Genomic DNA, 8,032 nt, shown 5'->3' with positions numbered 1-8,032 from the left:
CGGAAGATCCGCGCGCCGAGCCACGCGCCGACTGCGGTCACCGCCAGCGTGCCGGCGAGCCGGTCCTCGACCGGCGCGCCGAGCGTCTCGCCGACGAAGTCCTTGCGCGACGCGGACAGCAGCACCGGCCAGCCGGTCGCGGTCAGCTCGCCGAGCCGCCTGGTCAGCTCCAGGGAGTGCCAGGTGTTCTTGCCGAAGTCATGCGCCGGGTCGATGACGATCCGCGCCGGGTCGACGCCGGCCCGGCGCGCCCGCTCGGCGAGCCCGAGCACGCGCTCGGTCACGTCCGCCATGACATCGGTGAAGAACGGCCGGAACGGCCGGGTGCGCGGCGTCAGGGTGCCGACGTGCGAGCAGACGAGGCCCGCGCCGAACTGCGCGGCCACGTCCGCGACCTTCGGATCCCAGCCGCTCCAGGTGTCGTTGAGCAGGTCGGCGCCCGCCTCGCAGACCGCCCTGGCCGGCTCATGCCGCCAGGTGTCCGCGCTGATCACCAGGTCCGGGTAGGCGGCGCGGACCGACGCGACGAACGGGACCACGCGGCGGATCTCCTCGGCCACGGTCACCTCGGGGCCCGGCTTCGCCGGGACGCCGCCCACGTCGAGGATGTCCGCGCCTTCGGCCACCGCGGCGTGCACCCGCTCGAGGGCGGCGCCCTCGTCCCAGGTCACGCCCGGCCGGTAGAACGAGTCGGGGGTCCTGTTGACGATCGCCATCACCAGCCGCTGCTCCGGCGAGAACTCACGCCACCCGAGCCGCAGCGGACCCGGTTCGCGCGCCGCCGGGGCGCCGCTAGGTGCCGCGGCGACGTGGTCCATGACTAGTGAGCTTATGCGAGGCGCGGGAGAGAGCCGCAGGTGGCGATGGTTAGCAAGTTCTGAAGAGAGTTGTTACTGAATTCAGAGGAACGACGGGCCCGTTCGGTGCAATCGATACGCAAGCCCGTGGCATCCTTGCGGCTATGGCAGGACGGCACCAGGGAAGCGCGGCTGTTCCCAAAGTTCCCGATGTAAACCCCTGGTTCTGGACGGTGAAGATCCTCACCACCGCGATGGGCGAGGCGGTGTCGGACTTCCTGGTCAAGGAGTACAACCCCTACCTCGCGGTGCTCGGCGGGTTCATCGTGTTCGCGGTCGCGATCACCTGGCAGTTCCGGGTGCCGGACTACCGGACGTGGCCGTACTGGACGGCGGTGGCGATGGTGGCCGTGTTCGGCACGATGGTGGCGGACGCGATGCACGTGGGGCTCGGCGTCCCGTACAAGGTGTCGGTGACGCTGTTCGCCGTCGCGCTGGCGGTGGTGCTGTTCACCTGGTACCGCGTTGAGGGCACGCTGTCGATCCACAGCATCGTCACGCCGCGCCGCGAGATCTTCTACTGGCTGACGGTGTGCTGCACGTTCGCGCTCGGCACCGCGACCGGCGACCTGACCGCGACCACGCTGCACCTGGGGTACTTCACCTCGGGCGTGCTGTTCACGCTGGCGATCATCGTGCCGCTGGTGGCGTGGCGGCTCGGGGTGAACCCCGTGCTGACGTTCTGGGTGGCCTACATCCTGACCCGGCCGATCGGGGCGTCGTTCGCGGACTTCTGCGGGATGCCGAAGACGTCGGGCGGCCTCGGGATCGGGCACGGGCCCGTGTCGCTGGTCACGATAGTCCTCGTGGTGGCCTGCATCGCCTACCTAGCCCGGACGGGCAAGGACCACCCTAAGGTGGCGGCGGATACGCGCTACCAGTACGCGGTGCGGCGGAGCTAGGCCCGGCGCAGCACCTGCAGGCTGCGGGCGGCGACGACCACCTTGGCCCCGGCCTTCTGCACCTCGCCGGATCCCGTCTGGTCCGCGGTGTCGAATTCGGTCACCCATAGCTTGCCCCAGTCACCGCCGGGCAGCACGAAACTGACGTCGCTATGGTCGCCGTTGAACAGCAGCAGGAAGCTGTCGTCGGTCAGCCGGTGCCCGCGCTGGTCAGGGTCGGGCAAGGCCAGGCCGTTGAGGAAGACGCCAAGGGACTTGGCGAACCCGGTCTCCCAGTCCTCGTCCTCCATCTCCACCCCGTCGGCCCGGAACCAGCCGATGTCCGACAGCTTGGACTTCGAGCCGATGATGGGCTCACCCTCGAAGAAGCGACGGCGGGTGAAGACCGGGTGCTCGCGCCGGAAGGCGACGAGCTGGGCGCAGAATTCCATGAAGTCTTCGTCTGCGTTTTCCCAGTCCACCCAGGACAGCTCGTTGTCCTGGCAGTAGGCGTTGTTGTTGCCCTGCTGGGAGTGGCCGAACTCGTCCCCGTGCCGCAGCATGGGCACGCCCTGGCTCAGCAGCAGCGTCGCCATCATCGCCCGGCGACGGCGGCCGCGGATCTCGGTGACCTCGGGATCGTCGGTCGGTCCTTCCGCGCCGCTATTCCACGAGCGGTTGTCGTCGGCGCCGTCGCGGTTGTCCTCGCCGTTCGCCTCGTTGTGCTTGTGGTCGTAGGAGACCAGGTCGGTGAGCGTGAACCCGTCGTGGGCGGTGACGAAGTTGACGCTGGCGTGCGGCCGGCGGCCCGTCCGCCCGTACAGGTCCGAGCTGCCGGTCAGCCGGTAGGCGAAGTCGCCCAGGCCCTGGTCGGCGCCGCGCCAGTAGTCGCGAACGGAGTCCCGGTAGAGGCCGTTCCATTCTGACCAGAGGGTGGGGAAGTTGCCTACCTGGTAGCCGCCCTCGCCGAGGTCCCACGGCTCGGCGATCAGCTTGACCTGGCTCACGACCGGATCGATCTGGATGAGGTCGAAGAACGCCGACAGCCGGTCGACCTGGTGGAACTGCCTGGCCAGGCTGGCGGCGAGGTCGAAGCGGAACCCGTCCACGTGCATCTCGCTCACCCAGTACCGCAGCGAGTCGATGATCAGCTGCAGCACGTGCGGCTGTCGCATGTTCAGCGTGTTCCCGGTGCCTGTGGTGTCGAAGTAGTAGCGTCCGCCGTCGGCCAGCAGGTAGTACGCCGGGTTGTCGATGCCCTTGAGGGACAGGATCGGGCCGAGGTGGTTGCCCTCCGCGGTGTGGTTGTAGACCACGTCGAGGATGACCTCGATGCCGGCCTCGTGCATGGTCCTCACCAGGTACTTGAACTCGGAGACGACCTGTTCGACACCCCACGCCGAGTAATCGCTGTGCGGGGCGAGGAAGCCGATCGAGTTGTATCCCCAGTAGTTCCGCAGGCCGTGCTCCACCAGATGCTGGTCGTGCACGAAGTGATGGACCGGCATCAGCTCGACCGCGGTGACGCCGAGCCGCTGGAGGTGCTCGATGACGGCGGGGTGCGCCATGCCCGCGTACGTGCCCTTCAGGTCGTCGGGGACCTCGGGGTGACGCATGGTGAGGCCCTTGACGTGGGCCTCGTACACCACGGTCTCGTGCCACGGGATGCGCAGCTGCCGGTCGTCGCCCCACTCGAACCATGGGTTCGTAACCACCGCCCGCGGCACGAACGGCGAACTGTCCGCGTCGTAGCGTTTCCTGTCGTCGCCGCCGAGCGGGTAACCGTAAACGGCGGGGTCCCACCGGACCTCGCCGTCGATCGCCGTGGCGTAGGGATCGAGCAGGACCTTGCTCGGATTGCACCGCAGGCCGTTCTCCGGGTCGTGCGGGCCGTGGACGCGGTAGCCGTAACGCTGCCCGTGGCCGATCCCCGGCAGGAAGCAGTGCCACACGTAGCCGTCGACCTCGGTCATGTCCAGCCGCTCTTCCGCGGAGCCGCTCTCGTCGAACAGGCACAGCTCGACTCGCTCGGCTACCTCGGAAAACAGCGTGAAGTTCGTCCCGATGCCGTCGTAGCTGGCGCCGAGCGGATACGGCCGGCCCGGCCACATATCGCGTTCCATGGTCTCCCATCTGCCCCAGCGCGTGCGGACCTATCACGGAGCACGACTTTTCACTCATTTTAGGGCAGTTGGCTACGCTCCGCCGTCAAAAGCGCCTCTCCGTCAGTCAGCCGACGACGTCGGTGATGGCGTTCTGTTCCTGCGCGTCCAGCTCGATTCTCGCGGCCGCGATGTTCTCCTCGACGTGCTCGGCGGAGCCGGATCCGGGGATCGGCAGGATCTGCGGCGACCTGGCCAGCAGCCAGGCGATCGCGATCTGGCGCGTGCTGACGCCGTGCCGTTCCGCCGCCGTGCGCAGCGGCACGTTGTCGGACTCGCTGATCGGCGCCCAGGGCAGGAACACGCGGCTCTCCTGCTCGCACAGGTCCACCATCGTCTCCGAGGACCGGTCGGTGACGTTGTAGCGGTTCTGCACCGACACCACCGGGGTGATCGCCTCGGCCTCGCGCAGCTGCTGTTCGCCGAAGTTCGACACGCCGATGTGCCGGATCTTGCCCGCGTCCTTCAGCTCTTTCAGCGCGCCGATCGACTCCGCGAGCGGCACCTTCGGGTCGGGCCGGTGGAGCTGGTACAGGTCGATCCTGTCCACGCGCAGCCGGCGCAGGCTGCCCTCGCAGACGCTGCGCAGGTGCTCGGGACGGCCGTCGGGCACCCAGTTGCCCGGGCCCGGCCGCACCTGGCCACCTTTGGTCGCGATGACGAGGTCGTCGGGGTACGGGTACAGGGTCTCGGCGATCAGCTCCTCGCTGACGTCCGGCCCGTAGGAGTCGGCGGTGTCGATGAAGTTGACGCCGAGCTCGACCGCCCGGCGCAGCGCCGCCTTGGCGCGCTCCCGGTCCGGCGGCGGGCCCCAGACCCCCTGCCCGGTGATCCGCATCGCGCCGAACCCCAGCCGGTTCACCGTCAGGTCGCCGCCGACGTCGATCTTGCCGGCGGCCTCCGCTGTCGGCCGCTCACTCATGGGGACGCTCCTTCCGTTCGCTGACTCTGCTGTCCCGCCGGCCCCGCAGGGCAGCCTTCCCGGCGGGACACGCCACACACATTCTGCATTTGGGTAGTCCCCACGACCCCTCGGGGTGTCGCGCAGGCGCCGGCGCGGGCATCGTTAGGGGATGGACAACCGCCTGCGCTTCATGGCCGACCTTATAGAACCGCTCACCGTGCCGCCGGGCAGCACCGTCAAGCTGAGCAGGGACCACGATCCCGGTTACACCGGCCAGGTGACCAAGGACCAGGCCGCGACCCTGCTCGCGGACAGCACGCGGCTGCTCGCCGAATACCAGGACCGGCTCGCCGCCCAGGACACCTACGGTGTCCTGCTGGTGCTGCAGGGCATCGACGCGGCCGGCAAGGACGGCACGATCAAGCACGTGATGAGCGGCGTGAACCCCCAGGCGGTGCAGGTCACCTCCTTCAAGCAGCCGTCGGCCGACGAGCTGAACCACGACTACCTGTGGCGGTGCCAGCGGGCGCTGCCCGGGCGCGGCAAGATCGGCATCTTCAACAGGTCGCACTACGAGGAGGTGCTCGTCGTGCGGGTACACAGGGAACTGCTCGCCGCCGAGCACATGCCGGACCCGGGCGACGGCATCTGGGAGCGCCGCTACCGGGAGATCAACGACTGGGAGCGGTACCTGACCGATAACGGCATCCGCCTGGTGAAGATCATGCTTAACCTGTCCAAGCGGGAACAGGCCAAGCGCTTCCTCAAGCGGATCGACCACCCGGAGAAGAACTGGAAGTTCTCCCCTAGCGACATCAGCGAGCGGCAGCACTGGGATGCCTACCAGCGCGCGTTCGAGGAAATGCTGAGCCGGACCAGCACGCACTGGGCGCCGTGGCACGTGGTGCCCGCGGACCACAAATGGTTCAGCCGGCTCGCGACCGCGGCGGTGCTGGTGCGGGCGCTGCGCGCGATCGACCCGCGCTACCCCGCCGCGGATCCCGCGGTGCGCGGCGAGATGCTGCAGGCCAGGGACGAGCTGCGGGCCGAGCTAGCGGAGAAGGCCGGCGCCGCCTCGGGCGCCGGCTGACGGGATGCGACGAGCGCCAGGCCTGGGTTTGCCTGGCGACAGGAAGGGCAGTTGAATGGCCATGTTCGAGGCCGAAAACATCCGCGACTGGCGAGACCATGACGTGGTGGATCCAGACGGCAAGAAGATCGGGATACTCGAAGCCGTCTACGTGGACACGGGCACCGATCAGCCTGCGTTCGCCTCGATCAGGATCGGGATCATCGGCCGCCACCGGCTGACCTTCGTGCCGCTGGACCGGGCGACGGTGTCGCCGGCAGCGGTGCGGGTGGCCTACACGAAGGGCCAGGTCAAGGGCGCGCCGGAGATCGGCACCGACGGCGAGCTAGTCGCCACCGACGAGCCGAGGCTGTTCGAGCACTACGGCCTGGCCTACCAGCCCGGCGCCGACGGCGAGCGCCAGCTGGCCAGGCGCTAGGGGGTTTCCATGGTCTTGTTCCTGTTGCTCATCATCGCGGCCATCGCGCTGGGGATTGTCGGGGTGGCCGTCAAGGGGCTGCTGTACCTGCTGATCATCGGCGTGGTGATCTTCCTGTGCTCCTTCATCCTGCTCGGGGCCCGGGCACGCCGCCGGAGGCCGGTCCGCTAGTACGCTGCGGGCATGACCGACCAGACCGCCGCCGACCACAGCGACGACCAGAACATTCAGATCCGGCTCGCTTCCCGGCCCAAGGGGCGGCCGAGCGCGGAGAACTTCACGATCACCGCGGCGCCGGTTCCGTCCCCTGGGGACGGGCAGGTGCTCATCCGCACCCAGTACCTGTCGCTCGACCCGTACATGCGCGGCCGGATGAGCGACGCTCCGTCCTACGCGCCGCCGACGGAGGTGGGCGCCGTGATGGTCGGCGGCACCGTCGGGGAGGTGGTCGCGTCGCGCGCCGCCGGGCTGTCCGCCGGCGACGTCGTGCTCGCCTATACCGGCTGGCAGAAGTACGGCGTGCAGCGGGCGGGCGCGGTCAGGAAGCTCAACCCCGCCGCCGCGCCGGTCACGACCGCGCTCGGCGTGCTCGGCATGCCGGGGTTCACCGCTTACGCCGGGCTGACCCAGATCGGCAAGCCGCAGCCGGGCGAGACCGTCGTCGTCGCGGCCGCCAGCGGTCCGGTCGGGGCGACGACCGGGCAGCTGGCGAAGATCTTCGGCGCCCGCGCGATCGGCGTCGCCGGCGGCCGGGAGAAGGTGGCTTACCTGAAGGAGATCGGCTTCGACGCGGCGATCGACCACCGCTCCCCCGACTTCAAGGCGCAGCTGGCCGCGGCCGCCCCCGACGGGGTGGACGTGTACTTCGAGAACGTCGGTGCGCACGTGTGGGACGCGGTGTTCCCGCTGCTCAACGACTTCGCGCGGATCCCGGTGTGCGGGCTCATCGGACACTACAACGCCACCGAGCTGCCCGCGGGACCGGACCGGACCCCCGTGCTGATGTCGGCGATCTTGCGCAAGCGGCTCACGCTGCGCGGGTTCATCCAGACGGAGTTCGTCGCGGACCTGATGGGCGAGTTCCTCGAGCGCGCGACCGGCTGGGTGCACGACGGGTCGCTGCGGTACAAGGAACACGTCGTGGACGGGCTTGAGAACGCCCCGGAGGCGTTCATCGGCATGCTGGACGGCACGAACTTCGGCAAGCTCCTGATCCGGGTGAGCTGACCGGGCCCGACGGCCGCTTTAGGATGCGACCGCGCTGGTCGACGGCGCGGATGAGGCGGTCGTGGGCGCGGCGGTCGTGGGCGCGGCCGTTGTCGGCGGTGCCGTAGTCGGGGGTGCCGTCGTGGGCGGTGCTGTCGTGGGCGGTGCTGTCGTGGGCGGTGCCGTCGTGGGCGGTGCTGTCGTGGGCGGTGCCGTGGTCGGCGGTGCCGTGGTCGGCGGTGCTGTCGTGGGCGGTGCCGTTGTCGGCGGTGCCGTGGTCGGTGGCGCGGTCGTCGGCTGGGTCGTGGTCGCGTGCGATGACGCGCTCGCCGACGCCGTCGGGTGCTTGCTAGCGGACGGCGACGCGGAGGCTGACGCGCTCTTGGTGGCGGCCGTGACCGGGGAGACGTTCGCCGCCGGCCGGGACTGGGTCGGCGTGTGCCCTCGCGAGCTGAGGGCGAAAGCCGCCCCGGCGCCGCCGAGCACGAGCACGCCGATGACCGCCGCCAGCACC

9 protein-coding genes are annotated in these 8,032 nt (G+C 69.5%); 6 read left to right on the top strand and 3 right to left on the bottom strand.

Annotated elements, in window-relative coordinates; genetic code table 11:
- Positions 1 to 818 (bottom strand): dihydropteroate synthase (gene folP / locus WA805_RS11735; protein ID WP_425242353.1); only part of this gene is annotated, 818 nt, incomplete at its 3' end.
- A 143-nt stretch (positions 819 to 961) separates the two neighbouring features.
- Between folP and WA805_RS11730 the strand changes: the two genes are divergently transcribed.
- The gene (locus WA805_RS11730) at positions 962 to 1,759 is read left to right on the top strand and encodes a hypothetical protein (protein WP_424561520.1); all 798 of its coding nucleotides are present in this window, start codon (positions 962 to 964) and stop codon (positions 1,757 to 1,759) included.
- On the opposite strand, the gene glgX is transcribed toward WA805_RS11730, so the two are convergent.
- Entirely contained in the window at positions 1,756 to 3,861 is a 2,106-nt protein-coding gene (glgX, locus tag WA805_RS11725; RefSeq protein ID WP_422326195.1) for a glycogen debranching protein GlgX, read from the bottom strand. The two genes, WA805_RS11730 and glgX, sit on opposite strands and share 4 nt — an antisense overlap.
- 106 nt (positions 3,862 to 3,967) lie before the next feature.
- The gene (locus WA805_RS11720) at positions 3,968 to 4,822 is read right to left on the bottom strand and encodes an aldo/keto reductase (RefSeq protein WP_422288841.1); all 855 of its coding nucleotides are present in this window, start codon (positions 4,820 to 4,822) and stop codon (positions 3,968 to 3,970) included.
- Positions 4,823 to 4,973: 151 nt separating this feature from the next.
- On the opposite strand from WA805_RS11720, the gene WA805_RS11715 reads away from it, so the two are divergent.
- The 5 genes from WA805_RS11715 to WA805_RS11695 form a co-directional block, all read left to right on the top strand.
- Positions 4,974 to 5,894 (top strand): polyphosphate kinase 2 family protein, encoded by a 921-nt coding sequence (locus WA805_RS11715; RefSeq protein WP_425242352.1) that lies wholly within the window; start codon positions 4,974 to 4,976, stop codon positions 5,892 to 5,894.
- A gap of 61 nt (positions 5,895 to 5,955) precedes the next feature.
- Positions 5,956 to 6,312: a PRC-barrel domain-containing protein gene (locus WA805_RS11710; protein WP_422339462.1), complete on the top strand. Its 357-nt coding sequence runs from the start codon at positions 5,956 to 5,958 to the stop codon at positions 6,310 to 6,312.
- Positions 6,313 to 6,321: 9 nt separating this feature from the next.
- Positions 6,322 to 6,483 carry a hypothetical protein gene (locus WA805_RS11705; protein ID WP_422273788.1) on the top strand — a complete coding sequence of 54 codons (162 nt, stop codon included), beginning with the start codon at positions 6,322 to 6,324 and terminating at the stop codon, positions 6,481 to 6,483.
- 12 nt (positions 6,484 to 6,495) lie between these two features.
- On the top strand, positions 6,496 to 7,539 hold the full coding sequence (locus tag WA805_RS11700; protein ID WP_425242351.1) for an NADP-dependent oxidoreductase: 1,044 nt from the start codon (positions 6,496 to 6,498) through the stop codon (positions 7,537 to 7,539).
- Between the two features lie 61 nt (positions 7,540 to 7,600).
- Positions 7,601 to 8,032 (top strand): hypothetical protein (locus WA805_RS11695; protein WP_425242350.1); only part of this gene is annotated, 432 nt, incomplete at its 3' end.

The organism is Trebonia sp., from assembly GCF_049794275.1.
GTDB lineage: Bacteria > Actinomycetota > Actinomycetes > Streptosporangiales > Streptosporangiaceae > Trebonia.
The sequence above is the reverse complement of the archived record's forward strand: the minus strand, read 5'-3'. Positions and strand labels throughout refer to the sequence as shown.

Bases quoted from the DNA above. Each gene is read 5' to 3' on its own strand.
- WA805_RS11715 (WP_425242352.1), top strand. From the start codon at position 4,974: ATGGACAACCGCCTGCGCTTCATGGCCGACCTTATAGAACCGCTCACC.
- WA805_RS11710 (WP_422339462.1), top strand. From the start codon at position 5,956: ATGTTCGAGGCCGAAAACATCCGCGACTGGCGAGACCATGACGTGGTG.
- WA805_RS11705 (WP_422273788.1), top strand. From the start codon at position 6,322: ATGGTCTTGTTCCTGTTGCTCATCATCGCGGCCATCGCGCTGGGGATT.
- WA805_RS11720 (WP_422288841.1), bottom strand. From the start codon at position 4,822: ATGAGTGAGCGGCCGACAGCGGAGGCCGCCGGCAAGATCGACGTCGGC.
- glgX (WP_422326195.1), bottom strand. From the start codon at position 3,861: ATGGAACGCGATATGTGGCCGGGCCGGCCGTATCCGCTCGGCGCCAGC.
- WA805_RS11700 (WP_425242351.1), top strand. From the start codon at position 6,496: ATGACCGACCAGACCGCCGCCGACCACAGCGACGACCAGAACATTCAG.
- WA805_RS11730 (WP_424561520.1), top strand. From the start codon at position 962: ATGGCAGGACGGCACCAGGGAAGCGCGGCTGTTCCCAAAGTTCCCGAT.